The sequence below is a fragment of the Streptomyces sp. NPDC005774 genome (assembly GCF_042871645.1).
Lineage (GTDB): Bacteria > Actinomycetota > Actinomycetes > Streptomycetales > Streptomycetaceae > Streptomyces > Streptomyces pratens.
On the sequence record NZ_JBIAIV010000002.1, the window covers coordinates 25,105 to 48,289 of the forward strand.

Below are 23,185 nucleotides of genomic sequence, written 5' to 3' on the forward strand. Positions count from 1 at the left end.
GGCGTCGCCGACCGGTTGAACCGATGAGAAGAAGAACGGGGGCGTGACATGGGCCGGGTGATCCCCGTACGTGTCGACAACGCCGCCCGCGACGGCGTCCCGGATACCGGCGGCGCCGGCTGCCGCCCGAGCAGTCGTCCCCGGCGCTGACGCGCCCGCCCTTCACCAGCCGCGAGCGCCACCGGCTCCCACCCGGGCCGCAGCCCGTTCCGCACCCGCTTCCTCGGCCCACTCGGCCCGGGGCCCGCGGGTACTTGCCCACCCCGTAGGGGACACACCCAGCTCACCCCGGCGACCCGTTCCCCCACCCCACCCCACCCCGAGACCCAGCACCTCGGCGCCCCGGCATCTCAGCACCTCGGCACCTCGGCACCCGGCCCCGGAAACCTCCACCAGGCACCGCACCCGCCGTTCCGGCACCCAGCCATCAGGCACAGACGCCGACACCGCAACGATCCACGGAGGTCAGACGCCCGTGCACAACACCACCGCCCTGCTCATCGAACTCGGAGCGATCATCCTCGCCCTCGGGCTGTTGGGCCGTCTCGCCGGACGGGTGGGCTTCTCCCCCATACCCCTCTATCTCCTCGCGGGGCTCGCCTTCGGCCACGGCGGCATCCTGCCCCTGCAGGCCAGCGAGGAGTTCGTCGCCACGGGCGCCGAGATCGGTGTCATCCTGCTGCTGCTGATGCTGGGGCTGGAGTACAGCGCGTCGAGCCTCGTCACCACCCTCAAGACCCAGTACCCCTCGGGTGCCGTCGACTTCGTCCTCAACGCCGCCCCCGGCGCCGTCGCCGCGCTGCTCCTGGGCTGGGGGCCGGTCGCCGCCGTCGCCCTCGCCGGAGTCACCTGGATCTCCTCCTCCGGGGTCATCGCCAAGGTGCTCGGCGACCTCGGGCGCACGGGCAACCGCGAGACACCGGTCGTCCTGTGCGTCCTGGTCATGGAAGACCTCGCCATGGCCGTCTACCTGCCGATCCTCACCGCCCTGCTGGCCGGGGTCAGCCTCGCGGGTGGCAGCGTCACCCTGTTGATCTCCCTGGGCACCGTCGGCGCCGTCCTCTACATCGCCCTGCGCCACGGACGCATCGTCAGCCGCGCGGTCTCCTCCGACAACGCCGAGATGCTGCTGCTGGTGGTGCTGGGGCTGACCCTGCTGGTCGCGGGCGTCGCCCAGCACCTCCAGGTGTCGGCCGCGGTGGGCGCGTTCCTGGTCGGCATCGCCCTGTCCGAGGAGGTCGCCGAGGGTGCGCACGGCCTGCTGTCCCCGCTGCGGGACCTGTTCGCGGCGGTGTTCTTCGTCTTCTTCGGGCTGCACACCGACCCGGCGGACATCCCGCCGGTGCTGCTCCCGGCGCTCGCCCTGGCGGTCGTCACCATGCTGACGAAGATCGCCACCGGCTGGTGGGCCGCCCGCCGGGCGGGCATCCCGTCCAAGGGCCGCTGGCGTACCGGCGGCACGCTGGTGGCGCGCGGCGAGTTCTCGATCGTCATCGCCGGTCTCGCCGTCGGCACGGAACCCCGGATCGGCCCGCTGGCCACGGCGTACGTCCTGATCCTGGTCATCCTCGGCCCCCTCACCGCCCGCTGGACCGAACCGCTGGCAAGCCGCCTCACCCGCCGCCCGCCGGACAAGCCGCAGAACACCACCCCGGTCGGCCAGTCGGAACCGGCCCACGCGGGCGGCTGACGGCCGACACGGCGAAGGGCCGGGCAACCGGCCCGTCGGGAACGGATCGGCCGTCGGGACGAGGCCATCGCGTACTTCTCCCGCACGACTGCAGGGTGCGAAGATCGAGAGACCCACATCCGACCGGGGGACGTAGATGCACGTGTCGATCAGGTCCGCGCGGGCGACGGAAGCCGAGATGCTCAGCGCTTTGGCCCTGCGGTCCAAGGCACATTGGGGTTATGACGCCGAGTTCCTGGAAGCATGCCGGGACGAGCTCACCGTCGGTGCGAACGAGGTCGCACGCCGACGAGCCATGGTCGCTGACAGAGACGGTCACATCCTGGGTTTCACGACTCTTGAAGGAGAACCCCCCACAGGCGTTCTGGGCATGATGTTCGTCGAGCCGCGGGCCGTCGGACAGGGAATCGGAAGCCTGCTGTTCAAAAGCACCGTCGCCGCCGGACGAGACCTGGGGTTCACCCGGCTCACGATCGACGCGGACCCGAATGCCGAGCCTTTCTACCGCGCGATGGGCGCAGTACGCACAGGAAACGTCCCCTCCGGCTCCATCGCCGGCAGAGTGCTGCCGCAGATGATCGTCACCATCCAGCGCTGAAACAGCGCCGCTCGACACCATCGTGGGGAAGCCACCGGAATTCGGCCATCGGTGTCGGCCCCTCGGCCCGATGGCCCCGGCGGTGCGAAAATCGGCTCGGTATTCATTCCTCACCCGTCGAGGTCCGGGCGCGCCGACGACCGGCCGGCCCCGCCTGCCGGGCCGGCACCGGGGAGCGCCGGAAGGGGACCGCTGGAAGGGGAGCGTCGGCATGGTCGAGTGGATCGCCCTCGGCACCGGTCCGAGGCCGGTGCCACAGCCCGTCGCCACCCCGCTGATATGGGCCGGCGCCTTCGGCGGCGCACTGACGGTGGTGCTCCTGTCCCACACGGTCGTGGGCCCGGACCGCCCCGGGCTCACGCTGGCGGCCCTGTCCCTGCTCGCCGCCGTCCTCGGCGTGTGCGCGCGGTTCACCGCGGCCCCCGGCACGACGGCCCTGTGCTGGCTGTTCCTCAACGGCTTCGCGATACCGCCCGCCGGCACCCTCACCTGGACCGGCTCCAGGGACGCGCTCTGGCTCGGCTGCCTGCTCGCGGCCACCGTCGCCGGTACGACCGCCGCCCGCCTGGCCCACGCCCGCGCGGCCTACCGCCGCCTCACGACGTAACCCGGAGCGTGAGGTCACCGGCCCCCGACGCCTCATCCACCACTCGGCCGCTCACCCGCCCCTCCACCCGTCCGCCCGGCCATCCATTAAAGAACGATCGTTCTTGACCGATCGTTCTTTAATCCCGTACGGTCATGGACATGGGACGACCACGCGCCTTCGACACCGATCAGGCCGTCCGTACCGCAGCCGTCCTCTTCGCCACCCACGGCTACGAGGGCACTTCGGTCGACGACCTGGTCACGGCCACCGGCATCCACCGGGGCAGTCTGTACAAGGTCTTCGGCTCCAAACGGAGCCTGCATCTGACCGCTCTCCGCACACACCTCGACCACGAGATCCACCCGGCCGCCGCGGCCATCGCCACTCTCACCGACCCCGGGCAGGCCCTGGCCGCGGCCATCGCGTCGTACGACAACGGTCCGGCAGCCGGGCTCCTGCTCCTCTCCGCCGCCGAACGCGCACCCCATGACCCGGACGTCGCCGCGCTGGTCGCGGAAGGGATCACGGCACTGGAGAACGCCCTGCGCCCCTCCCACGGGGACGACGCCCCTCGGCTCGCCTCCACCGTCCTCGGCACCCGTCTGCGGCTGCGAGCCCAGCCGACCGCACCCAAGGAGCACTGACATGGCCCTGATCTCCATCGACCGCGAACGAGGCCTGCTGACCGCCGAGTTCCAGGGCCTCGACAAGCTCTGGACATTCAGCAGCCGCCTGGAGATCCCCCTCGCCCACATACGCGGTGCCACGCACGACCCCGGCATCGCCCGCGAACCCAAGGGCGTCAAGGTCGGCGGCACGCACTTTCCCGGACTGATCACCGCAGGCCGCTTCCGCCGCGACGGTGAACGGCTGTTCTGGGACGTGAAGAACCCGGACAAGGCGATCGTCATCCAGCTCGCCGACGCCGAGCACTACGACCGGCTCATCCTCGAAGTCGACGACCCCCGGGCCACCGTCCACCTCATCGAACAGTCCCTCGCCCGCGACTGAACCGCACCAGGAACCGGCCGCCCCTCCGTAGCCCCGTCGGCCCGCTGTCACAGCGACCGATCAGGCGGTGTCCTGAGGTCGACCCCCTGGAAACGGTCGAGCCCTTGAGACGACGGAGACACCATGACCGAGAACACCCACGTGGCCGTGATCGGCGGCGGATACGCCGGCGTCATGGCGGCCAACCGCCTGACGCGGCGCGACGACGTGAGAGTGACCCTGATCAACCCGCGCCCGGACTTCGTCGAGCGGATCCGCCTGCATCAGCTGGTGGGCGGATCCCACGACGCGGTCGTCGACTACCGGGACGTCCTGGCCGACGGCGTCCGGCTGGTGGTCGACACCGTGACCCGGATCGACGCGGCCGGGCGCGGCGTGGCATTGGCGGCCGGCGGCACGGTCGGCTACGACTACCTGATCTACGCGGTGGGCAGCGGCAGCGCCGACCCGGGTGTGCCCGGAGCGGCCGAGTTCGCCCACCCGATCGCCACGCTGGAGGCGGCGGAGCGGCTGCGGCCGGTCATCGAGGCCGCTCCCGCGGCGGCCGCGGTGACAGTGGTCGGAGCCGGGCCGACCGGCATCGAGACCGCCGCCGAACTGGCGGAGGCCGGCCACGCCGTGACCCTGGTGTGCGGTGGGGTGCTCGGCCCCTACCTGCATCCCCGGGGCCGGCGCTCGGTGGCGGGGCGGCTGGCGGCGCTCGGGGCGACCGTACTCGAAGGCCCCGACGCGAAGGTGACGGCGGTGACGCGCGACACCGTACGGCTCGGCGACGGCCGGGAGCTGCCGAGCAAGGTGACCGTCTGGACCGCCGGATTCGGCGTGCCGGACCTGGCTGCCCGCAGCGGGCTGAGCACCGACGCCCTGGGCCGACTGCTCACGGACGAGACGCTGACGAGCGTGGACGACGCGCGCATCGTCGCGGCCGGGGACTCGGCGGCACCTTCGGACCTGCCGCTGCGGATGAGCTGCCAGGCGGCGATGCCGCTGGGCGCGCGGGCCGCCGACACGGTGCTCAGCCGGATCGCGGGTGAGCAGCCGTCGACGCTCAACCAGGTGTTCGCCGGCCAGTGCATCAGCCTCGGCCGACGCGGCGGCATCTTCCAGTTCGCCCACCGGTACGACGTGGCGGTGGGGTTCCACATCGCCGGCCGCCCCGGCGCGAAGCTCAAGGAGTTCGTGTGCAGGGGGATCATCAAGCACCTGTCCGACGAGGCCCGCAAGCCCGGCTCGTACAGCTTGCACCGCGTCCCAGGAGGCCCCAACCGCCAACGACTCCTGCGGACCGGGCCGGTCAAGGCACCGGCCACCCCCTGAACCAGCCCCGAGAGGCGTGTCGCCGACGTCACGAGTCGCGTGGGGCCACCAGGCCGGATTCGTAGGCGAGGACCACCAGCTGGGCCCGGTCACGGGCATGAAGCTTGGCCATGGCCCGGTTGACATGGGTCTTCGCGGTCAACGGGCTGATCACCAGCCGGCCCGCGATCTCATCGTTGGACAGGCCCCGCGCGACGAGAACGACGGCCTCGCGTTCGCGGCTGGTCGGCTCTTTCAGCCCCGGGCCGATGTCGGTGAGGGGCGGCTGGTCCACGTACCGGTTGATCAGCCTGCGGGTGATCGCCGGGGCCAGCAGGGCGTCGCCACGCGCGGCGACGCGTACGGCGTGCAGGAAGTCCTCCGGCACGATGTCCTTGACCAGGAATCCGGCGGCGCCGGCGCGCAGCGCGTTGAAGACGTGTTCGTCCAGGCCGTAGTTGGTCAGGATGACGACGCGCACCCCGGCCAGGGCCGGGTCCGCGGCGACCGCGCGTCGGGCGTGGGGGAGCAGATCGCGTTGATGCCGGCCGCCGTGCACCACGTCGACCACCTGGTCACCACCCGGCTGCTCCCCCACGAATACGCGGAGGAACACCAGCTCCACCCCGCACCGAACACACAAACCGACGACCTGCGCGCCTGCCTGGACGGGCTCCCTTCCGTTCTCCGCCCGCACTTCAGCCAGGAGGAGGAGAGCTACTTCTCACTCGCTCCCTGAGCCGGACCGCCCATGGGATCGCGATCACCTTCAATCCTGCGTCCCACGTCGAGTTGGAGTCCGGCAAGCGCCCGAAGCCCCTCCTGTGTACCGATGAGCGTGTCCGGCGGTGGCGTGGGACCCCTACGAGTCCGAACCGAAGACGGAGGGCAGCGCGAACTCGATCGCACTCGGCAGCATGAACATCGCAGTCCTGGGAGACCACAGGGTCCGCCAGGAGCAAGGAATGCAAGGGCCCGAAAACGAAGCAGCGCCCGACCCGACCAAAGTCGACTCGGACGCTGCGTAGCAGGTCAGATGCCATATCCCCCGCCTACCACCGGTGGGCCCTGTGGGACTCGAACCCACAACCAATGGATTAAAAGTCTGATGAGCGCCCATGGCATCTCACCCCGCCGTGCTCTGCTCACCCCGCCGCGCCCCAAGGAGTGCAGGTCAGCGGCACCTCAGTTTCGCTCACCGAACGTCGCTCACCCCATCTCACCCCACCGCGCATCAGCGTGTTGTGTGGCGTTCGGGCCAGCACGGGGCCAGCAGTAAGGGCCTCCGACCCGCAGGTCGGAGGCCCTTTTCCTGTCCCCGATTCTACGCCGAGGGCTCCCTTTTGTCAGTGCTGGCCCGTACCGTGGAGTCATCATCATCAGCGTCTGCTGGCTGCGTCGCTGAGCCCGGCCCCTGGTGCGGCACAACGCTCGCACCAGGGGCCGCTCCACGCCCGCGCCGAGCGCGCGGCACGGCGGCCGCCGCGCGCTCCGTCAGGTCCTGCTCGTACTCCTGGAACAGCGCCATGTAGGTGTCGGCGGTCAGCACGATCGTGGAGTGCCGCAGCTTCTTGCTCGCGTCGTCGATGTCGCCGCCGCCAGCCTTCACCAGCGCGGCCGCGCCGTGCCGGAGGTCGCGCAGGTTGAGGGGTGGCAGGCCGGCCGCCGCCACGATCCGCTTGAACTCCTTGCTGACGACGTCGGGGTGCAGCCAGCTACCGTCGTCGGTGGTGAAGACCTTGCCGGTGTCGGCCCACGACTTCCCGGCCTTCATCCGTGCGGCACGCTTGGCGTCCTGACGGGTGCGGTGCTCGCGCAGCACGGTCACGGTCTCCCGGTCGAGCACCACCGACGCCATGGAGGAGTCCGTCTTGGGTGCGGTCTCGATCGGCGTCCAGCCGTCCACCACGATCTCTGTCAGAACGTCGATGCGCGGCGGGTCCGTGTCCAGGTGCACGTGTGACCAGTCCGCGCCCACACCCTCACCGCGGCGCAGGCCGTGGTGGGCGACCAAGTGGAAGAAGGCGTACAGCCAGTGGTCCTCGGCTGCGTCGAGGAACGCGCCCAGCTGCTCCGGGCTCCAGACCATCACCGGGCTGGGAGCCACACCCGACTCCCGCCACCGCGCGACTCTTTCGGCCGTCCACAGCAGTCCCTTGGGGCGCGCGCTGGAGCCGAGTTCGACGTGCTTCGCCGCATTGAAGGTGATGAGCTGCTGAGCGATCGCCGCGTTCAGCGCCGTGCGTAGGGTCCGGCGGATGGCGTGCCGCGTGGCCGGGCCATTGGCCTTCCGGTACGGCTTCATTGCGGCCAGGCGCTCGCGCTCAACAGCTAGGCGCTCTCGCTCCTTCGCCGGTGGCCGCCCAGGCTTGGACCACTTAGAGCGTGCCTCTTGCTCTCGGCGGGCCGTGTTCTCCGCACGGATCGTGTCCGACTCATCGGCGATGGCGTCGAACATCTCCTGGACATGGCCGACGTTCAGTCGGTCCAAGCGGTAGTGCCCAATGCGTGGCCTCAGGTGAACCTTGATGTGCGAGCGATAGCCCGCGGTCGTCGTGCTCCGAGTCTTCTTCCCGGCCATCCACCGGTCCAGCCAGTCGGCCATGGTGGTCTGACCGTCGAGCGGGACGCCCACGCCCAGGCGTCGCTGGACCTCGGAGGCTTGTGGGATGTCAGCTCGGCGCCGGGCGATGTCGACGAGTAGATCGCCCACGCGCTGCTGTTCAGCAGGATCGTCACCGGGGAGGTCAAGAATGGCCTGCAGGCGGGAGAGGTCGCCCTGGGCCTCCGCGACGCTGCCGTATCCGGTGCGTCTCCACGTTCTACGCTTCCCCTCGGCATCCGGCGGTAGTTCCTGGCGGACCGCGACGGTGCCGTGGTTCTTGCGCTTCAGCTTGGGGCACGAGGTGCCCAGCAGTTTGCCGTCCTCGCCGCGGCACTCGCAGCGTCGGTAGATGCTGCCTGCCCGGCGTGCTGACGGCATGGGACGCTCCTCTCACTCAGGGGGCTTGCCCTGGCTGATGTTCAGCTGTGCGAGACCCACGCTTATTACATGATCTGCGGCTTCGTTGAGTCGGTCCAGCATCGCCTGATCCATTCCGCTGTTGGGACGTACGGCGAACGCCAGCCCATGCTCGTTACGTATGGGCATGAAGATCTCGTCCTCGGGCAAGTCGTCGCTGAAGAAGTACCAAACTCGCTGTCTTGAACCGCGCCCTGCCTCCATGCAGCCTCCCCGTTCCTCGGTCACACGTTCGAGTGACATCCTGGACCAATGTGTTACGGCCCGCAGGTCCGCACATGATCGCATCACCAGCAACAGAGGTCTACAGGCCGTTCACACCTGTCACCCGGTGTGACGCAAGGGGGAATACTTTCCTCATTCGGGGGAATCCGGAGGCACCAATGTGTCAATCAGCCGGAGGAGTCGCTCCCGCTGGTCCGCCGGCAACCGGTCCAACTTGCGTACGTACGCGGTCGCTTCGGACGATCCACCGCTGAGCGGGTCAACCCCGTGAAACTGGCTGCCGGCCGCATCCTGCAGCGCCTCCACGGGCAGCCCACAGGCCTCCGCGAGCGCGCGCAACTCCTCAAAAGCGGGCGGCGTGACTGGCTGCCCCGTTTCCAGGCGGTAGATCCAGCCACGCTTCACCCGCACCCCTGAAACGGGGTCAACAGCCCTCTCGGCGAAAGCGTTCAGACCCTCATTCAGCTCGGCTCGACGCGCGCGAACGAGGTCCGCGAACTGAGTGCGCTGTTCAGGGTCATGTGCCGTTCCGCTCGGTGGCGTGTCATTGGGAGCCATGGGGGTCATCCTGCCACTCCTGTGGTCAGAGGTATTCACGGGTCGTTCAGGGTCTGTGCAGCCCGTTGGGACATACGGGCAGGTCAGCCGAGTCGTTCATTTCACTCACTGGACGGATTGTTCAGTACGTGAGCCGATCACGCCAGGTCGCGCGGGGTCATTGACTGATTACAGCCGCACGCCCCCAGCGTTCAGTCGACTAGACAAACCGTTCAGCCCATGGAATGCTCCACCCATCGACATTCAGTGCGATGAACAAAGCATTCCGCGAGGTGAACGTGAACGAAGCCCCGCCCATCCCGTACGCGGTCGTCAGCAACGACCGACTCAAGCTCCTGATGGAGCGCACCGGCACCGGTGAAGCCGTCACCAGCCGCGAACTCGCCGCCAAGTCCGGCGTGGCACACGGCACGATCGGCGCCCTCATGTCCGGCACCCAGCGCCTGGTCCCCGAGGACAAGGCCAAGGCGATAGCCGCGGTCCTCGGCATTGACCTCCTGGTCCTCTTCATCCCGATGGAGCGCTCCGGCCGGTCCTTCATCCCGGCCCAGCCGCAGAAGGAGGCCGTGTGACCGCCCCGATGGAGCCCCTGACCCCGGAGCAGGTCCTGGCCCTGCCCGCGATGCCGCCGGTGAAGTCCGCGTTCGCGGCCCTCAACATCAGCGAGGGCACGGGCTACGGCCTGATCCGCCAGGACGAGTTCCCCATCCAGGTCTTCGAGTTCGGCCGCGCCAAGCGCGTGCGGAAAGCGGACCTGGTCGCCTTCCTCGGCCTCTCCCAGTTCGCCGCTGCCGAGGTCCAGTCGGCAGCGGCCACCAACGACGACGCCCCCGGGGTCCAGCCGGGGGCGCCTACCGAGCAGCCCGCCCACACCAGCAAGTAGAGAACGGAGCAGCTCGTGAAGCAGCTTCCCACGCCCCGCACACCGTCGCCCAGCGCGGCCGTGATGCGCGCCATCACCAGCATCGAGCTGGCGAAGCAGGACGCCGAGCCGCCCGTCGCCGAATTCCTCGACTACGTCGGTCAGCTGATCGCCCAGCGCGGGGACCCGACCGCCGTCCTCGACTCCGTCAGCGACGCGCTCGCCCGCGAGGAAATCAGGGCCCTCGGCAACTCGTACTGCCTGACGCTGCACACCACGCGCGCCGCCGACCAGCCCACCGAGCTGCACGTCGTCTGGAACGCCACCGGCGGACTCGTCATCGTCCCCCAGGCACTGGGACCCCGTCTCGTCCTCACGAAGCTGCGCGCAGCCATCGCCGAGCTGGAAGAGGAAGAGCGCTTGAGCGCCGACTTCCAGGCCTCCGTCGCGGCTGGCTATGTCGAGGACGTCGACACCTGGTTCTCCCGCACCCAGGCGGACCGTTGACCGCCACTGCCGCGCGGGCCCGGGACACCCCGGGCCGCGCGGCCCCCGCCTCACCCTTCCACGGCCTCCTGATCGTCGACATGGAGAACGTCCGCGCCCGTTACGAGTGCCTCCGCCCTGGCTGCCCGCAGCCCAAGGAAGGCCCCGTCTTCGGCCCCGGCGTGAAGCCCTTCGTGGACGACATCAAGACCCAGCACCTGGCCCAGCACCACGGGAGTACCCGTTGACCGACTCACAGACCACCGACCTCCGGGCATCTGCTCGCGAGCTGCACGACGCTGGCCTGTGCGTCCTGCCCGTCCGAGACGACGGCACCAAGGCTCCAGACGTCCGTAGCTGGACCCCGTACAAGGTCGACCGTTCCACCCCTGACGACCACGACAGCTGGTTCGGTGACGGCCGCCGCACCGGCATCGGCGTCGTCACCGGCGCCGTCTCGGGCAACGTCGAACTCATCGAGTTCGAGGGCCTGGCCATCAAGGAGGGACTCCTCAAAGAGGTCACCGATCTGGCCCGCAACAGCCAGCTCGGTGACCTCTGGGAAGCAGTCACGACCGGATGGGCTGACCGGTCTCCCTCCGGTGGCGTCCACTACAAGGTCGTCGTCAAGGGCAGGCCCGCCGCCGCGAGCACCAAGTTGGCACGGCGTCTTGCCCGAGAGGACGAGTACACCCCGGAGGAGCGGCAGCGCGTCGCGGAGAAGCCCGGCACGAAGATCGTGCGGGTCCTCATCGAGACGCGCGGCGAAGGCGGCTTCGTCGTCGTCGCTCCCTCGCACGGCTCCACGCACCCGAGCGGTGAGCCGTACACCCGGATCGCTGGCGGTCCCGCCACGATGACGGTCGTCGAGCCGGAAGAACTCGACGCGATCTATGCCCTTTGCCGGGCCTTCGACGCGATGCCCCTGCCGGAATCAGCGAAGACGGCTCCCCGCCCGGCCCCGCCCCGCCCTGACGGGACCCTGCGGCCCGGCGACGACTACGAAGCCCGCGCTACGTGGGAGGACATCCTCCGTGGCGTCTTCCGCCCGCTGACGACCCGAGGCACCGAAACGCAGTGGGGATGGGCTGACGGGGTCGGCGGCGTCAAGGCCACCACCGGACGCGACGAGCACGACCGCCTGTGGGTGTTCGCCACGGGCAGTGAGTTCCAGTCCGAAGTCCCCTACAGCAAGTTCGGCGCCTACGCCCTGCTGAACCACAGCGGCGACCACAAGGCAGCCGCCCGGGAACTTGCCCGTCAGGGCTACGGCAGCCGCCACCTGGCAGCCATCGGCACTCGCCCCGCCAACACCCCTCCGGCCCCCGGGCCCGCGGCTCCGGCGCCGGAGGAAGAGGCCACTGCAGACGAGCCGAAGGACGAACCCCTCTCGGTCGATGCCGAGGGCGACCCCAAGGGATTCGACTACGCCGACGTGTTCGGCTTGCCCGCCACTGTCCGCACTCCCTACGACTACCGGGTCACAGGACGTGGGGTCGAGGTGCTCAGCACCAGCGGTGAGAACTGGCTGCGCGTGACGTTCGCGCCGCTGGTCATCACAGCCACGTTCGAGGACCCCGAGGGCGACCAGTACGTAGAGCTGTCCTGGATCGACCGCAGCCTCGGGCGGCCTCGCCGTATCTCCCGCATCGTCAGCCGCGAGACCGCGAAGCGCGGGCGGAAGCTGATCGAGAGCCTGGGGTCTGCCGGCCTCCCGGCCGTCGAAGGGGACGCGCGGGCCGTGGAGAAGTGGCTGGCCGAGTTCGAGGCAGCCAACTTCGGGCGGATCCCGTCCGAGCAGCTGGCCAGGTGGCTGGGCTGGCAGGACGACGGCACGTTCGTCTCCTCTCCCGAGGACGGCATCAAGGTGGACACGCCGTTCGAGGAGCAGCGCGGCCCGGCCCGTGCGCACGCCAGGAAAGGGACGCTGGAGGGCTGGCAGGAGACCGTCGCCCAGCTGGCCGGCTACCCGGTGCCGCGCGTCGCCATCGCTGCGGCGCTCGCCGCGCCCCTGCTCAAGCCCCTCGGCCTGAACTCCTTCACGCTGGACATCTCCAGCCGGTCCACCAAGGGCAAGACCACCGCCCTTCAGGTCGCGCTCAGCGCGTGGGCCGACCCGTCCGAGCACGCCAGCGCGATGTCGAACTGGCGCACCACCCTGTACGCCATCGAGAAGCGGCTGAACCTGGTCCGCGGGATCGTCACCGTCTTCGACGAGACGATGGCTGTCACGGACGACAGCCTCATCGACGAGGTGCTCTACCAACTCCCGATGAACCACGGGAAGGCCCGGTCCGGCGGGGCGTTCGGCAACATGCTGCCCTGGGAGACCATCCTTCTGTCCTCCGGCGAGCGGCCAGCGCTGAGCTTCACGACCAGCCAGGGCGCGGCGGCCCGCATCCTGGGCACGACCATCGCCCCGTTCGGTGATGGCGGCGGCGCGGCTGCGGCTGCGGCCCGGGAGGGCGTACTGGCCCACCACGGGCACGCGGGCCCGGAGTTCATCCGCTACATCCTCAGCGGCCTGGCTCAGCCCAACGGCCGGGACAAGCTGAAAGAGCACCACCGCACGCTGGTGGAAGAGTTCCGCGGCGGCGGCGACATGACGAACCGGCGCGCCCCCATGGTGGCCGCCCTGGCGCTCGCCGAGACGCTGGCATGCCGTACCGGGCTGCTGCCGTACGAGCCGCTGGGCCACGACGTGTGGCGTGGTCTGTTCACCGCCCACAACCCCACGGACAACCGGCCCGACATGGCGCTGGACGTCCTGCGGGAGTACGTCGCCGGGCACGCGCATGAGCTGTTCACCGCCACCCGCGCGGCGATGAACGAGAAGCCGCCGTACTCCGGCTGGCTGGGCGTCCTGTCGACCGACAAGGCGGGGGTCGTGGAGGTGGCTCTGCTGCCCGAGCGCGTCCGCAAGATCCTGGCGGAAGCCGACTACTCGCTGGACGCCGTCGTGGGCAGCTGGGTCGATTCCGAGTACCTCAAGACCCTCAAGAGCCAGCGGCCCGCACACCTGGTACCCCGCCGGTTCGACGGCGCCCGCGCAAAGTGCCTCGCCTTCACCCCCAAGGGCATGCCCTTCGGTGACGAGGACGAGGCGGCATGAGCGCCCCGAACGGGGTGGTACGCACGAGGTGCGTACCACCCGCCGCCCTCCGTCTCCGCAGGTCAGCGGCGTTCGGAGTGCCGTTCTCGGGGTGGTACGCACTCGCCGGGAAATGGCACCCCTCAGGCGTGGGTGTGCGTGCGTGCCTGCGTGCGGGTGTGCGCACACATCGACCCCTGTCTGTTTCTGCGTACCTGCGTACCACTCTCCCTAGAGAGAGACATAACAGCAGGTCAGACCCTCTTTTCCCCCGGTACGCAGCCGGTACGCAGCCGGTACGCAGTGCGTACCAGTCCTCTCCCCTTTCCACCGAATCGAGGTGACCCATGTCCTTCACACCCCGCCCGTACCAGGTCGACGCGATCGAGGCGTTGCGCCAGGGCTGGTCCACCGAGAAGAACCGGCTCGCGGTCGTTCTGCCGACCGGCGCCGGCAAAACGGTCGTGTTCTCTCACCTGGCACACCGGATGCTCGATGACCTCGGAGGCAAGCGCGTCCTGGTCATCGCCCACCGGGAGGAGCTGATCGAACAGGCGGCTTCCAAGCTCTTGGCGGTCGACCCGATGCTGCGGGTCGGCATCGTCAAGGCCCAGCGCGACGACCACCACGACGCCGACGTGATCGTGGCCAGCGTCCAGACCCTGGCCGTACCGCGCCGTCGCGAGGCCATCCGCGACATCGGCTTGATCATCGTGGACGAGTGCCACCACGCCGCCGCCCGCACCTACATGGAGGTCCTCGCCCACTTCGGCGCCTGGAACGGAACGCCGACGGCCGGCTTCACGGCGACCATGACGCGCACCGACGGCGGACTGGCTGAGGTGTGGGAGGACGTCGTCTTCCGCCTGGACATCCTCGACATGATCGGCGACGGCTACCTGTGCGACGTCCGAGGCAAGCGCATCACCGTCGACACCCTGGACCTCGACAAGGTCCGCACCCGGGGCGGCGACCTGGTCGACGGCCAGTTGGGCCAGGCGCTCGAGGACTCGGGCGCGCTGGACGCCATCGCTAAGGCCTACGTCGACCACGCGGGTCACCGGGCTGGCGTCGTCTTCACCCCGACCGTGGCGACCGCCCAGGCCGCCGCCGAGGCGCTCAAGAACGTCGGCATCACTGCAGCCCCGGTGTGGGGCGACATGGGCCGCGATGAGCGGCGCGAGACGCTCGCCCGCTACTCGGCTGGGGACGTCCAGGTGCTCACCAACTGCATGGTGCTCACCGAAGGGTTCGACGCACCCCACACCTCCTGCGTCGTCATCGCCCGGCCCACGAAGTCCCCCGGCCTGTATGTACAGATGGCCGGCCGCGCGCTGCGCCCGGCGCCCGGGAAGCGGGACGCGCTGCTCCTGGACGTCATGGGCGCCTCGACCCGTCACAAGCTCGCGTCGATGGTCGACCTGACCGCACGGGAGATCGGCACCGCCGAGGAGGGCAAAACGCTCCGGCAGGTCGCCGAGAAGGCCGCGGCCGCCGAGAAGCGCCGGACGCTGACGGCGCGGGTCGAAGCCGAGGAGATCAACCTCTTCGGCAGCAGCGCGATCCGCTGGTTGCGCACGGAGGACGGCGTCTGGTTCATCCGCCTGACGGGCGCGATGTTCCTGTTCCTGCAGCGCGACCCCGGCACCCGGCTGTACCGGATGCGCCGCTGGACCGAGGCCGACGGCGTGCACCCGCCGAAGGACGACGCGGCCCGGCCGCTGCCGGAGGCGCTGGCGTGGCTGGAGCAGCAGGCCAAGGTCCTGGCCCCGTCCGCGTTCGTGACGAGGCAGGCCCGGTGGCGGTCCGGGGCGCCGAGCCCGAAGCAGCTGGGGCTGTGCCGCCGTCTCAGCATCTCGGTGCCGCGTGGCGCGTCGGCCGGCGACGTCGCCGACCTGATCGACCAGGACCGCGTCGGCCGGGTCCTCGGTCAGCTGGTCCTTCCCGCCGCCGCTTAGTGGTCCGGGCCTGCCCTTAACAGGCCCGGACCTCCACCCATCACACCACGGAGGAACCCATGGAGAACCAGCCCACCCGCATCGAAACTGCTGCCCGCCGTGCCCTCGATGCCCTCAACGACCTGATCGCCAACACGACCGACCCCGGGGTCGAGGCCCTCGGCGCTCGGTTCGAGCTGAGCCAGGCCCTCATCGGCGCGCAGCCCTCGCCGCTCGACCGGGCTGCCGCGCGAGAGCTGAGCACGACCGAGCGGGGCACGCTCCGCTTCGCCCTCGACCTCGCCCAGGAGCGAATGCTGTCCCGAGGCGACGAGTTCACCGACGACGACGAGGCCGCCGTCGACTCACTGCGCCGCATGGCCGTTCAGAAGGTCGCTGGGCACGCCACCGCCCTGGAGACGACCAACGCCTACGAGCCGGTCGCCGAGCAGGCGAAGTGTGCGAAGTGCCAGCAGCCGTTCGACCCGACCGACACGAGGTTCGACGGCAAGGCGCAGCAGGACGGGACGCCGTACTGCCGCCGTTGCGTCGACCGCTGCCACGAGTCGACGGACGCCTTCCACGTGTGCCCCATCTGCCGCTGACCGCCACGGCCGCCCCTGCACGTCAGGGGCGGCCCCATCAGGAGGTACCTGTGACCGGATCCGCCCGCGCCCTCTGCTGGGCCTACGTGCTCACCTCCCTGTTCCTCGCCCACTGCGCCGCCACCAGCGTCCGCGCGGACGCCTGGTGGTACGCCGCCGCGCTCTTCTTCGTCTCGCTGCTGCTGGGAGTCGCCTTCGCCCGTGAGCACGTCGCCGCCGACGAACGCCGGGCTGCTGCCGTTCGCGCCGAGCGGGCCGCCCGCCTCCGCAACTGGTCAAGCCAGTCAAGGACCGACCAGGAAGACGGCTGCTGCGAGCGCTGGTGGACCAGCTGCGGCGCCGAACACGACCTGCCCCACTGCGCCCGAAAGGACCAGGCCGCATGAGCCCCGGACCCGCCCGCATGCCCCTCACCCCCCGGCAAGCCCAAGCCCTCACCGCCGCCGCCGACGGCGCCCCCCTCCGCGAGGTCGGGGCCCGCCTCGGTACCACCCGCGAGCACGCCTCATCGCTGCTTTCCCGGGCCTACGAGCGCCTGGACGTCACATACCTCCCCCGGTCCGAGCGGAGGGCAGCGGCAGTACGCACCGCCCTCGCCCGCGGACTCATCACCGTCCAGTCCGAGGAGAGCACCACCCCGTGACCTGCGAACTGTGCGACCGCGCGGCCAGCGGCTACCTGTGCAACCGGCACAGGGAAGAACTGGCCGCGCGGCTCCAGGCCCTCCCCGCCCTGTACGCCGAGGTCGGCGAGTGCCTCGTGCCCCGCCGCTCCGGCTGGGGCGAGATCGTCGCCACCAAGGCACCGGCCGGCCCCCGCTCCCCCGTCAACGAAGACGTCATCGACACGGTGAACTGGGGCCGCGCCACCGAAGTGATCCACCTGTGGCGGGCCGACGTTCGGCGGCTGCGCTGGCCTCACCGCGGGGCGCCCCCGCCCGCCCGTCTGGACGCTGACTGCCGGTGGCTGGCGCAAGAGCTGGACTGGATCGTCGCGCAGTACCCGGCGGCCGGCGACCTCGCCCGCGAGGTCGCCGAGCTGAACAGTCAGGTCCGCTCGATCGTCGGCGACCCGGAGCCACGGCGTCAGCGGATCGGCTACTGCGTCGCCCTGGTCGGCGAGGGTGTGGTGTGCGGTGCGGTGATCTCCCGCATGCCGGGTGAGACGCAGCTGAAGTGCCAGTGGTGCGGGTCAACATACGGGTCCGAGGACTACCTGATGCTGCACCACTTCCAGCCTGCTGATGCGCCCTGATGCGCACCCGACGCATTCAACAGGCTGGACAATACGTTCAGGCTATGGAACATTAAAGGGTACAAGAGAGGCCGGGCAGCAGCTCGGGGGTTACCGCCCCCGGCGCGCGCACCGCCCGGCCTCTCACCGAACTACCTGATGAGACCAGGAGTCGGCATGACCGATCATGTCGCGCGCCCCGAGCGCGCCGCAACCTCCCGCCGGGAGCGCGTAGCTGAACTGCAGCGCCTCGCCCGCGAGGACTACGACAGCAACGCGTCCCTGCACGCCTCGAACGTCGGGGAGCCGCTGTTCGGCACGGCGGCCGACGCCGTTCGCAACCAGCTGCGCGAGCCCACCGACCTCCAGGTCGCCATCCGGGTCGCCCAGCAGCTGCTCGACAGCGACAACGTCCTCTCCCTCCAGGAGGCCCTCCGCCTCCTGCTGCGCGCCCACGACGCCGAGCCCGCCACCCGGCCGGCCGTCGTCGAGCCGCCCGCGGTCCGCTGCCCGGCCGCGCACCCCGAGGACCCCACCCCGTGCGGCGGCCCGGTCGTCGTCACCATCCTCGACCGCGGCAACGCGGGCGCGAACGGCTGCGAGTACCACGGCGCCCGCCTCCTGGCCTCCCTGGACGGGGGCCGCGTCTACCCGCTGCCCGACGCCCCGGAGCAGGCCGCGATCCGCGTCTTCAAGGCCGCCGACACCACGCGCCCCTTCGCCTGGGTCGACGCCCCCCGCACCCGCCCCGACCAGCTCAGCACCGAGGAGAACCGCCGCCGGGGTGAGGGCCAGTGAGTACCCGCAACCTCACCAAGGGCCAGCGAGCCGTCCTCATCACCGCCGCCGTCCTCATGGTCGCCGTCGGCGGGTTCGGCGGCTGGGGCACCTACAGCAACGCCGTCTCCGAGTTCGGCCGCGCCGCCACCGCGGCCGGCGTCGTCGCCGCCGGTGAAGGCCTCACCCTGATCCTCGCGATGGTCATGCTGGGCAGGACCATGCTCGGGCAGTCCTCCCCGGCCGTCGTCCGGCTGGGCATGTGGCTCGCCCCGGTGTCCGCCAGCTGCATCGGCATCACCATCGCTGGGACTGTCCGCGAGGCCGCCGTGTACGCGGTCACCCCGCTTGCCATGTCCGGCGCCGCCGAGGGGCTCGGGTTCATCGCCCGCAGCATCGTCGTCTACCGCACCGGCGTGGACGCCGAGGTGATGCGCCGCAACGCGGATGCGGCCAGGCAGTTGGCGTTCCACCGGGCGGTCGCCGACAGTCACCCCGGCAAGTGGCGGCGCAAGCTCGCCGTCCGCCGGTACTGGAGCCTGGCGAAGCACGTGGGTGTCGGCGACGCCGAGCTGGGCGCCGGCCTGGTCGACGTCCAGCGCACCCGCGTGAAGGCCGGAGCCGATGCGGCCCTCGCCACCATGTACGGCGCCCCCGCTGCGGCCGCCATCGAGGAGCCGCCCACGCGACCCCGCCCGGCGTCCGCCACGGAGGTGCTGCGCGTCCGCTTCGCCGAAATGGACCCGTCCGAAGCAATCCACTTCGCTCACGCAGGACGACCTGATGCGCCCCCCGCCGAACTCGCCAGCCTGCTCGGCACCTACGGCGTGCACGTCGACCCCATCGCCGTCGCCGTCGTCCTCGGGCAGCAGCCCCCCGAGTACGAGCTGCAGCGGGATGATGCGGCCGCGCATCAGCAGGTCAACGCCCTGCCACCCGTCAACCTGAAGGGCGCCGTCGAGGAAGCCGCATCAGCCCTCGGACCCGACGCCAAGGCGAAGCAGATCGTCGAGCACATCGCCCGGCACCGGCGCCTGGTCGTCGATGAGGCCTACGTCCGGACGGCTCTGTCGCGGGCCGCGAAGAAGCCACCGCCGAAGGCTGATGCGCCGGTGACGCGCGACGAGGGCAACGGGGGCTACGCATGAGCAACCTGGAGAAAGCCGCCCGGGACGCGGTCGACGCCGCGGCGAACACCCGGCAGGTGGAACTCATCACCGCGATCCTCGCCGCACAGCAGCTCCTCAACGCCCAGCAGCCCCAGGCGCCGGCCCCGGCGCCGCGGCCCGAGTTCAGCGCCACGAAGTGGCTGGTGATCGGCGGCGTAGTCGTCTCGGTCGGCCTGGTCGGCGCCCTGTTCGCGGTCGCCGTCGCCATCGGCGCCGTCTCGGTCGGCATCCTCGCCCTCGTCCTGCGCTCCATGTGGGCCGACGTCCAGAAGGGCCGCTGACCGGCTGCCCGATCCGCCCGTCTCGCACGGGCGGTGAGGGGAGCCGGGACAGCCCCGGCTCACCACTCGAGAGGAGCCCGTCATGGGCCTGTTCAGCCGCAAGGCGCCCAACCTGCTGACCGAGGCTGGCAACCGCCAGGCCGCCGAGACCGCGACGAAGAAGGCGAAGAAGGCACGCCGCGCCGGAGACCACGAGTTCGCCGGGCACTGCGACGCCTACGCCACCGAGGCCCTGAAGCAGGCCGAAATGGCCAAGCGCCACGGCCGCTGACCTGCCCTTCCGTCCCCCGCGGCCCGCGCCGCGGGGGTGCGGTGGGGCCGGACAGCCCGGCCCGTCCGATGACCACCGACTCCCGAAGGGACCACCGATGACCCGTCGCTCCCGCCTGCTGGCCGCCCTGGCGCTTGCACTGCTCGCGCTGACCGCCTGCTCGCCGTCGTACCCGCCCGGCCCGTCCGGCAAGGTCACCGACCGCGACCGCGCCTACTTCAAGCCCGGCGGCTGGCGCTACTCGCTCACGGTCGACAGCCGCAAGTTCCGCGTCACCCGCGACGACTACAAGCGCTGCGTCCGCGGCTCCAGCTACCCCGCCTGCACGACCCACGGCTGACCGGCTGACCGGACAAACGCGGCGGCATCCGCTGGTGGTGACCCACCCGGCCACCACACCCACCACCCGAGAGGACCAGACCATGCCCGCCACGAACCACGACCCGCACACCCTGTCCGAACTGGCCCGCGTCGTCGCGCTCGGCGTCCAGATCCAGCGCCGCAAGGCCCGCGGCAAGGGCACCAAGCGCCTGGAGAACCGCGTCGACGAGATCCGCGCCAAGGCCCAGGCCCGCGAGGACACCCGCCGCACGAAGTAGCAACGCCACCACCACCAGCCCAGGAAGGACCACCGCATGACCGACCTCGCCCGCATCCTCGACACCGGCCTGGAGTGGCTGTACGAGACGGTGCAGCCCGACGACGCCCACCAGCAGCACCACGGCATCACCCTCCACCTGCCCGAGGCGAACCGCTGGTACGGCTTCTGCCCGGCCGGCGCCCGCACCCGGCCCGTCGTCTCCGTCGACGTGACCAAGAAGGAGTACGAGTTCGACAGCGTCGGCGACTCCGTCCCGGCAAACCCGCTGAAGCCCGGGGAGCTGGAGGCGCTCGCCGACGAGCTGCGCCGCCGGGGCTTCGAAGCGGATGACACCTGGAACGGGCGCCCCGGGACCACGGGGAGCGTCGGCCTGGCCCGGCCCGCGCACCCGTCCCTCGTCGCCGCCGTCGACCGCTACCGCCGCGGCTGCACCGTCCACCCGCAGCAGTCCGTGTTCTGCAACTGCGAGCACTGGACCGCCGAGGCCGCCCGCATCGTGCGACCTGCCACCGCCTGAACAACTGCACCAACGCCCCGGGGCGGCCGCACTGCTGCCAGGCAAGACCGGCCGCCCCGGGCCCCGACCACCCTGATGAGCAACCGGAGAGTCACATCATGACCGAGACCGTGCCCGAGCAGGTAAACGGCCACCACACCCCGAACGTGACCCTGCTGAAGGTCACGCCCGAGTCGGCCGTCAGGGACGCCCACGACACCCTCACCGAGACCATCATCGACGTCGTCCAGGACGCCCAGCCGCGGCCCGTCGACCCGCCCGCCGAAGCTGTCCCCGTCGGCACCTGGATCGCCGAACGCCAGGCCTACCTCGCCGACGCACCCCCGGTCGTTCCGCCCGCGCTGCGCCGCTGGGACGCCTTCAAAGAGACGGCCCGCTGGACCGCGTCGTACTACGGGCACGTCGCCGGTTTCCACGCCCTGCGCGCGCCCGTCTACCTGGCCCGTCTCCTGGCCCGCGCACCGCGCGGTGCCGGGCGCCTGGTCGTCCGGTGGGGGAAGTGGGTCGCCGACCTGGAGGCCCGCCCCGTCGAAGCGAAGGCCGCCGCCAGCGCGGACATCGAGGCGTGGCTGGCCCTGTCCCGCGAGCACTCCCGCCGCGTCCGCCCCCGCCGCACCGCCTCGCTCGCCGTCGCCACCGTCACCGGCATCACTGCCACCGTGAGCGCGTTCCTGGTGCCCGGCTGGACCATGGCGGCCGCCATCGCCGCCGGGGCGCTGCTCGGCACGATGGGCAAGAAGCACGACGGGAAGCCCCTGGTCACCCGCTACGTCGCCACCAACATCCTGCGCCGCCTGGACTCCAACGAGGTGTTCGAGGCGCTCGCCGCGATCGGCATCGAAGGCAAGAAGGGCCGCCGCGGCGTGGAGTTCGCCTCTGAGGTCATGCGCGACGGGCCCGGATGGCGTGCTGAGGTCGACCTGCCGCCCGGTGTGGAGGCCATCGCGGTGCTGGAGAAGCGGGCCGCCCTGGCCGCCGCCATGCGCCGCCCCATCAGCACCGTGTGGCCCGAAGGCGACCGCACCGCCCACCCCGGCCGCCTCGTCCTGTGGGTCGCCCAGCGCGACCCCGCCAAGGCCGGCCGTAAGCTCTGGCCGCTCATGAAGGAGGGCCAGGCCGACGTCTACCAGCCACTGCCCTACGGCTTCGACCCTCGCGGCAACCTCATCGAGATCACCCTCATGTACTCCAACCTGCTGGTCGGAGGCATTCCCGGCTCCGGCAAGACGTCCTGCGCGCTCGCCATCGTCCTCGGTGTCGCCCTGGACCCCACCGCCGAACTGTGGATCTACGAGCTGAAGGGGTCGGGTGACCTCGACTCCGTCAAGCCGATCTGCCACCGCTACGTGTCCGGCGACGAAGACGAGGACCTTGAGGCCGCCCTCGCCGGCATGCGCTCCGGCATCGCCGAGTACCAGCGCCGCGCGGCGTTCGTCCGCTCCCTGCCCGCCTCCGAGGTGCCGGAAGGCCGCAAGGTCACCCGCGCGCTCGCCGAGAAGTACCCGAAGCAGGACCTGGGGCCGCGCGTCATCGTCATCGACGAGGTGCAGGAACTGTTCACCCACGTCGACTACAAGGAGGAGGCGGCGGCGCTGGCCACACGGCTGATCAAGAAGGCGCGCGCCTACGGCATCATCCTCATCCTGCTCACCCAGAACCCCGACGCCCCGTCCCTGCCCTCCAGCGTGTCCAGCAGCGTCGGCACCCGCCTGTGCCTCGCCGTCATGGACTGGCGCGCCAACAACAACGTGCTCGGCACCGGCGCCTACGACCGCGGCCTGCGCGCCACCGACATCAGCATCGACGAGCAGGGCACCGGCATCCTCGCCCGCGGCCGTGAAGGCATCACCGTCCGTGCCGCGTTCATCAAGCAGACCGAAGCCGAGGACATCGCCAAGCGTGCGCTCGCCCTGCGCACCGCCGCCGGCACCCTCACCGGGCAGTCCATCGGCGCCCAGGTCGAGGAGCTGGACGTGGAGACCGTCGTCGACCACCTGCGCGCCGTCTGGCCCGACGGGGTGGAGGCTGTCCACTCCCACCGCCTGGTCGAAGCCCTCGCCCGCTTCCGGCCCGACCTGTACAAGCCGTGGACCGAGATGGACGCCGCCGGCGCCTCCACCGCCCTGTCCGCTGAGCTGAAGCTGCTCAAGGTCTCCACCAAGCAGCTGACGATCAGGGAGTGCTGCGGCGGCGCCAAGGGCCTCCGCTGGGCCGATCTCCCGGCCGCCGAAGACGGCGAGTAGAGGCCGCTGAGCCGGTTTCGGGAAGGGGCAGAGGTTTCACCCCGGCCCGAAACCGGTTTCGCCCCCGATATCGGCCCCCACCTGCACAGTTTCGAGTTTCGGGCCCCCGCGCCAAAGCCCGTA

At 70.7% G+C, this 23,185-nt stretch carries 29 protein-coding genes; 25 read left to right on the plus strand and 4 right to left on the minus strand.

The features are described 5' to 3' along the window. Positions 1-475: 475 nt before the first annotated feature. From ACFYQA_RS02215 to ACFYQA_RS02240, 6 genes are all read left to right on the plus strand, one after another. Entirely contained in the window at positions 476-1,690 is a 1,215-nt protein-coding gene (locus tag ACFYQA_RS02215) for a cation:proton antiporter (RefSeq protein ID WP_388910373.1), read from the plus strand. Positions 1,691-1,826: 136 nt separating this feature from the next. Then, positions 1,827-2,288, plus strand: a complete 462-nt coding sequence (locus tag ACFYQA_RS02220; protein ID WP_388910376.1) for a GNAT family N-acetyltransferase — start codon at positions 1,827-1,829, stop codon at positions 2,286-2,288. 211 nt (positions 2,289-2,499) lie between these two features. Next, on the plus strand, positions 2,500-2,895 hold the full coding sequence (locus ACFYQA_RS02225; RefSeq protein ID WP_388910378.1) for a hypothetical protein: 396 nt from the start codon (positions 2,500-2,502) through the stop codon (positions 2,893-2,895). Between the two features lie 140 nt (positions 2,896-3,035). Next, positions 3,036-3,521 (plus strand): TetR/AcrR family transcriptional regulator, encoded by a 486-nt coding sequence (locus ACFYQA_RS02230; protein ID WP_388910381.1) that lies wholly within the window; start codon positions 3,036-3,038, stop codon positions 3,519-3,521. 1 nt (position 3,522) lies between these two features. After that, positions 3,523-3,888, plus strand: coding sequence for a hypothetical protein (locus ACFYQA_RS02235; protein WP_388910384.1), 366 nt, complete (start codon positions 3,523-3,525; stop codon positions 3,886-3,888). A 123-nt stretch (positions 3,889-4,011) separates the two neighbouring features. Next, the gene (locus ACFYQA_RS02240) at positions 4,012-5,205 is read left to right on the plus strand and encodes an NAD(P)/FAD-dependent oxidoreductase (protein WP_388910387.1); all 1,194 of its coding nucleotides are present in this window, start codon (positions 4,012-4,014) and stop codon (positions 5,203-5,205) included. 28 nt (positions 5,206-5,233) lie between these two features. Here ACFYQA_RS02240 and ACFYQA_RS02245 read toward each other — a convergent pair whose 3' ends face one another. Then, positions 5,234-5,827 carry a LuxR C-terminal-related transcriptional regulator gene (locus ACFYQA_RS02245; protein WP_388911071.1) on the minus strand — a complete coding sequence of 198 codons (594 nt, stop codon included), beginning with the start codon at positions 5,825-5,827 and terminating at the stop codon, positions 5,234-5,236. On the opposite strand from ACFYQA_RS02245, the gene ACFYQA_RS02250 reads away from it, so the two are divergent. Next, positions 5,738-5,923 carry a hypothetical protein gene (locus tag ACFYQA_RS02250; RefSeq protein ID WP_388911127.1) on the plus strand — a complete coding sequence of 62 codons (186 nt, stop codon included), beginning with the start codon at positions 5,738-5,740 and terminating at the stop codon, positions 5,921-5,923. The genes ACFYQA_RS02245 and ACFYQA_RS02250 overlap by 90 nt on opposite strands. A gap of 585 nt (positions 5,924-6,508) precedes the next feature. Here the strand turns inward: ACFYQA_RS02250 and xerC are convergent. From xerC to ACFYQA_RS02265, 3 genes are all read right to left on the minus strand, one after another. Continuing rightward, complete coding sequence (gene xerC, locus ACFYQA_RS02255; protein ID WP_388910390.1) at positions 6,509-8,167, minus strand: tyrosine recombinase XerC; 1,659 nt, start codon at positions 8,165-8,167, stop codon at positions 6,509-6,511. A gap of 12 nt (positions 8,168-8,179) precedes the next feature. Continuing rightward, positions 8,180-8,434 carry a hypothetical protein gene (locus ACFYQA_RS02260; RefSeq protein ID WP_388910393.1) on the minus strand — a complete coding sequence of 85 codons (255 nt, stop codon included), beginning with the start codon at positions 8,432-8,434 and terminating at the stop codon, positions 8,180-8,182. Positions 8,435-8,563: 129 nt separating this feature from the next. Then, on the minus strand, positions 8,564-8,989 hold the full coding sequence (locus tag ACFYQA_RS02265; RefSeq protein ID WP_388910396.1) for a helix-turn-helix domain-containing protein: 426 nt from the start codon (positions 8,987-8,989) through the stop codon (positions 8,564-8,566). Positions 8,990-9,240: 251 nt separating this feature from the next. Here ACFYQA_RS02265 and ACFYQA_RS02270 point away from each other — a divergent pair, with 251 nt between their 5' ends. From ACFYQA_RS02270 to ACFYQA_RS02355, 18 genes are all read left to right on the plus strand, one after another. Next, complete coding sequence (locus ACFYQA_RS02270) at positions 9,241-9,561, plus strand: helix-turn-helix domain-containing protein (RefSeq protein ID WP_388910399.1); 321 nt, start codon at positions 9,241-9,243, stop codon at positions 9,559-9,561. Beyond that, positions 9,558-9,872, plus strand: coding sequence for a hypothetical protein (locus ACFYQA_RS02275; RefSeq protein WP_388910402.1), 315 nt, complete (start codon positions 9,558-9,560; stop codon positions 9,870-9,872). Before ACFYQA_RS02270 ends, ACFYQA_RS02275 begins: the two co-directional genes overlap by 4 nt. Before the next feature lie 15 nt (positions 9,873-9,887). Beyond that, entirely contained in the window at positions 9,888-10,358 is a 471-nt protein-coding gene (locus ACFYQA_RS02280; RefSeq protein WP_388910405.1) for a hypothetical protein, read from the plus strand. Then, complete coding sequence (locus ACFYQA_RS02285) at positions 10,355-10,585, plus strand: hypothetical protein (RefSeq protein ID WP_388910407.1); 231 nt, start codon at positions 10,355-10,357, stop codon at positions 10,583-10,585. Before ACFYQA_RS02280 ends, ACFYQA_RS02285 begins: the two co-directional genes overlap by 4 nt. Next, positions 10,582-13,449 carry a DUF927 domain-containing protein gene (locus ACFYQA_RS02290; protein WP_388910409.1) on the plus strand — a complete coding sequence of 956 codons (2,868 nt, stop codon included), beginning with the start codon at positions 10,582-10,584 and terminating at the stop codon, positions 13,447-13,449. The genes ACFYQA_RS02285 and ACFYQA_RS02290 overlap by 4 nt, the downstream gene beginning before the upstream one ends. Positions 13,450-13,775: 326 nt before the next feature. Next, positions 13,776-15,386 (plus strand): DEAD/DEAH box helicase, encoded by a 1,611-nt coding sequence (locus tag ACFYQA_RS02295; protein WP_388910411.1) that lies wholly within the window; start codon positions 13,776-13,778, stop codon positions 15,384-15,386. A gap of 59 nt (positions 15,387-15,445) precedes the next feature. Then, positions 15,446-15,970 carry a hypothetical protein gene (locus tag ACFYQA_RS02300; RefSeq protein WP_388910414.1) on the plus strand — a complete coding sequence of 175 codons (525 nt, stop codon included), beginning with the start codon at positions 15,446-15,448 and terminating at the stop codon, positions 15,968-15,970. A 50-nt stretch (positions 15,971-16,020) separates the two neighbouring features. Further along, positions 16,021-16,356, plus strand: a complete 336-nt coding sequence (locus ACFYQA_RS02305) for a hypothetical protein (protein WP_388910417.1) — start codon at positions 16,021-16,023, stop codon at positions 16,354-16,356. After that, positions 16,353-16,613 (plus strand): sigma factor-like helix-turn-helix DNA-binding protein, encoded by a 261-nt coding sequence (locus ACFYQA_RS02310; RefSeq protein ID WP_388218526.1) that lies wholly within the window; start codon positions 16,353-16,355, stop codon positions 16,611-16,613. Before ACFYQA_RS02305 ends, ACFYQA_RS02310 begins: the two co-directional genes overlap by 4 nt. Continuing rightward, the gene (locus ACFYQA_RS02315; protein ID WP_388218528.1) at positions 16,610-17,224 is read left to right on the plus strand and encodes a hypothetical protein; all 615 of its coding nucleotides are present in this window, start codon (positions 16,610-16,612) and stop codon (positions 17,222-17,224) included. The genes ACFYQA_RS02310 and ACFYQA_RS02315 overlap by 4 nt, the downstream gene beginning before the upstream one ends. A gap of 156 nt (positions 17,225-17,380) precedes the next feature. Next, entirely contained in the window at positions 17,381-18,001 is a 621-nt protein-coding gene (locus tag ACFYQA_RS02320) for a hypothetical protein (protein WP_388910420.1), read from the plus strand. Next, positions 17,998-19,128, plus strand: a complete 1,131-nt coding sequence (locus tag ACFYQA_RS02325; RefSeq protein WP_388910423.1) for a hypothetical protein — start codon at positions 17,998-18,000, stop codon at positions 19,126-19,128. Before ACFYQA_RS02320 ends, ACFYQA_RS02325 begins: the two co-directional genes overlap by 4 nt. Continuing rightward, a complete protein-coding gene (locus tag ACFYQA_RS02330) occupies positions 19,125-19,430 on the plus strand; it encodes a hypothetical protein (RefSeq protein WP_388910426.1) in 306 nt (101 codons plus the stop codon). The genes ACFYQA_RS02325 and ACFYQA_RS02330 overlap by 4 nt, the downstream gene beginning before the upstream one ends. An 82-nt stretch (positions 19,431-19,512) precedes the next feature. Continuing rightward, a complete protein-coding gene (locus ACFYQA_RS02335) occupies positions 19,513-19,701 on the plus strand; it encodes a hypothetical protein (RefSeq protein ID WP_388910429.1) in 189 nt (62 codons plus the stop codon). A 97-nt stretch (positions 19,702-19,798) separates the two neighbouring features. Beyond that, positions 19,799-20,041: a hypothetical protein gene (locus tag ACFYQA_RS02340; RefSeq protein ID WP_388910432.1), complete on the plus strand. Its 243-nt coding sequence runs from the start codon at positions 19,799-19,801 to the stop codon at positions 20,039-20,041. Between the two features lie 82 nt (positions 20,042-20,123). Further along, on the plus strand, positions 20,124-20,300 hold the full coding sequence (locus ACFYQA_RS02345; protein WP_388910435.1) for a hypothetical protein: 177 nt from the start codon (positions 20,124-20,126) through the stop codon (positions 20,298-20,300). A 36-nt stretch (positions 20,301-20,336) separates the two neighbouring features. Continuing rightward, entirely contained in the window at positions 20,337-20,819 is a 483-nt protein-coding gene (locus ACFYQA_RS02350; protein WP_388910438.1) for a hypothetical protein, read from the plus strand. 98 nt (positions 20,820-20,917) lie between these two features. Continuing rightward, complete coding sequence (locus ACFYQA_RS02355; RefSeq protein ID WP_388910441.1) at positions 20,918-23,062, plus strand: FtsK/SpoIIIE domain-containing protein; 2,145 nt, start codon at positions 20,918-20,920, stop codon at positions 23,060-23,062. The last annotated feature ends 123 nt before the right edge of the window (positions 23,063-23,185 follow it).

Coding starts and splice junctions, on each gene's coding strand:
- ACFYQA_RS02350 (WP_388910438.1), top strand. CDS start 20,337: ATGACCGACCTCGCCCGCATCCTCGACACCGGCCTGGAGTGGCTGTAC.
- ACFYQA_RS02295 (WP_388910411.1), top strand. CDS start 13,776: ATGTCCTTCACACCCCGCCCGTACCAGGTCGACGCGATCGAGGCGTTG.
- ACFYQA_RS02310 (WP_388218526.1), top strand. CDS start 16,353: ATGAGCCCCGGACCCGCCCGCATGCCCCTCACCCCCCGGCAAGCCCAA.
- ACFYQA_RS02270 (WP_388910399.1), top strand. CDS start 9,241: ATGAACAAAGCATTCCGCGAGGTGAACGTGAACGAAGCCCCGCCCATC.
- ACFYQA_RS02330 (WP_388910426.1), top strand. CDS start 19,125: ATGAGCAACCTGGAGAAAGCCGCCCGGGACGCGGTCGACGCCGCGGCG.
- ACFYQA_RS02345 (WP_388910435.1), top strand. CDS start 20,124: ATGCCCGCCACGAACCACGACCCGCACACCCTGTCCGAACTGGCCCGC.
- ACFYQA_RS02220 (WP_388910376.1), top strand. CDS start 1,827: ATGCACGTGTCGATCAGGTCCGCGCGGGCGACGGAAGCCGAGATGCTC.
- ACFYQA_RS02300 (WP_388910414.1), top strand. CDS start 15,446: ATGGAGAACCAGCCCACCCGCATCGAAACTGCTGCCCGCCGTGCCCTC.
- ACFYQA_RS02230 (WP_388910381.1), top strand. CDS start 3,036: ATGGGACGACCACGCGCCTTCGACACCGATCAGGCCGTCCGTACCGCA.
- ACFYQA_RS02340 (WP_388910432.1), top strand. CDS start 19,799: ATGACCCGTCGCTCCCGCCTGCTGGCCGCCCTGGCGCTTGCACTGCTC.
- ACFYQA_RS02265 (WP_388910396.1), bottom strand. CDS start 8,989: ATGGCTCCCAATGACACGCCACCGAGCGGAACGGCACATGACCCTGAA.
- ACFYQA_RS02225 (WP_388910378.1), top strand. CDS start 2,500: ATGGTCGAGTGGATCGCCCTCGGCACCGGTCCGAGGCCGGTGCCACAG.
- ACFYQA_RS02320 (WP_388910420.1), top strand. CDS start 17,381: ATGACCGATCATGTCGCGCGCCCCGAGCGCGCCGCAACCTCCCGCCGG.
- ACFYQA_RS02355 (WP_388910441.1), top strand. CDS start 20,918: ATGACCGAGACCGTGCCCGAGCAGGTAAACGGCCACCACACCCCGAAC.
- xerC (WP_388910390.1), bottom strand. CDS start 8,167: ATGCCGTCAGCACGCCGGGCAGGCAGCATCTACCGACGCTGCGAGTGC.
- ACFYQA_RS02235 (WP_388910384.1), top strand. CDS start 3,523: ATGGCCCTGATCTCCATCGACCGCGAACGAGGCCTGCTGACCGCCGAG.
- ACFYQA_RS02335 (WP_388910429.1), top strand. CDS start 19,513: ATGGGCCTGTTCAGCCGCAAGGCGCCCAACCTGCTGACCGAGGCTGGC.
- ACFYQA_RS02240 (WP_388910387.1), top strand. CDS start 4,012: ATGACCGAGAACACCCACGTGGCCGTGATCGGCGGCGGATACGCCGGC.